Source organism: Brevibacillus sp. NRRL NRS-603, from assembly GCF_003013445.1.
Classification (GTDB): Bacteria; Bacillota; Bacilli; order Brevibacillales; family Brevibacillaceae; genus Brevibacillus; species Brevibacillus formosus.
Map to the genome: position 1 here is coordinate 1 of NZ_PXZN01000164.1, position 1,321 is coordinate 1,321.

Annotated in this window: 2 protein-coding genes; both read right to left on the minus strand. The window is 48.2% G+C overall.

The features are described from left to right. Positions 1-603: ComEC/Rec2 family competence protein (locus C7R94_RS29625; protein ID WP_106786043.1), on the minus strand; the 603-nt coding region annotated here is incomplete at its 3' end. A 41-nt stretch (positions 604-644) separates the two neighbouring features. Beyond that, a partial coding sequence (locus tag C7R94_RS29630) for a helicase C-terminal domain-containing protein (protein WP_304533975.1) occupies positions 645-1,321 on the minus strand: 677 nt, incomplete at its 5' end.

A 1,321-nucleotide genomic window follows, 5' to 3' on the forward strand; every position in this document is an offset into this window, starting at 1 on the left:
GGCACTCATAAATAAAAAGCGCAGTTGGCCGTGCGTCAATCGAAAAACGAGAGAATTATTCTGGGGCGATAAAAACAACGGTTCATCCGGGAGCAAAACTTCCATGGAGATTTCTTGGTCAAGAGTGAGTACTTGTCCTTGCTCTACTTCCATCTGCTTTTGATTGGAACGAAGCAGCACAACATGGCGAATGGATGGTGCGATCAGCTTGGGCAAAATGACGGCATCTACGAGCACTTGCTGGCTCAATGAAGCGTAGCCTCCCATATGTTCCGGCTGGTCGTTCGTCAACACCACATAATCAAGCCTTGTAATCTTGAGCTCTGCCAAGCGCGCTGAAAGAACGGGCCAATCTTCTGCCGTACCCGTATCGATCAGCATCGTTTTGCCACCTGGCATTCTCAAAAGCGTACTTTCACCTTTTGGAAGTGCCAAGTAGGTGATAATGAGACCCGAAAATTCCTGTTCTGTCTCAGTTTCAAACGGGTCTTCTATCTTCACTGCTGCTTCTTGCAAATACAAATGGCTATCAATCGAGCATGCACAAAGGAAAATCGCACTAAGAACTACAATCCACCAACGCCACGCTTTTTTCCATAACATTTATTTTATCACCTTAATCCCTATGAGACTATTGCTTCATTTTATGAATCTGACAGGGATTGCATACTAAGGAATGGCTCTATGCGCTCTCGCAGTGTTGGCCATGGACCGCTTTCGATCTGAAATGGCGGCAAAGATTGAAGGAATGAGCGTCCATATCTCGACTCAACCACTCTCGTGTCAAGAACGATCACGACCCCTCGATCCAAATGATGGCGAATCAATCGCCCCACCCCTTGCTTAAATTGCAGAACGGCTTGTGGAAGAGACAACGACATAAAGGCATTTTTTCCTTCTGCCTTCAAAAGCTCTGCCCTTCCTTGATAGACAGGATGGTTCGGCGGAGCAAACGGAAGGCGAACAATGACCAAACTACTCAGCCATTCCCCCTGGATATCGACACCTTCCCAGAAGCTGCTCGTTCCAAGCAGAACACTTCTCTCCATACTTCGGAACAGTCGTACTAGCTTGCTCCGATTGTTGCTATCAATCCCATGACCGAATAACGTAAACGGTTCCGGTGCCTCCGCCAGTCGTTCCTTCATCGCTTGGTAAACAAGTCGGAGCATCGAGTGGGAGGTAAACAGGATCAGCGTCCTTCCTTTCGAAGCCAGTACGACATCCACGCACCCTTGAATGACCGCCTCCAAATACGTGTAGTCACTCTCTTTGCCTGGTGCGGGGAAATCAGATGGAATCAACAGCAGCCCCTGCTCCT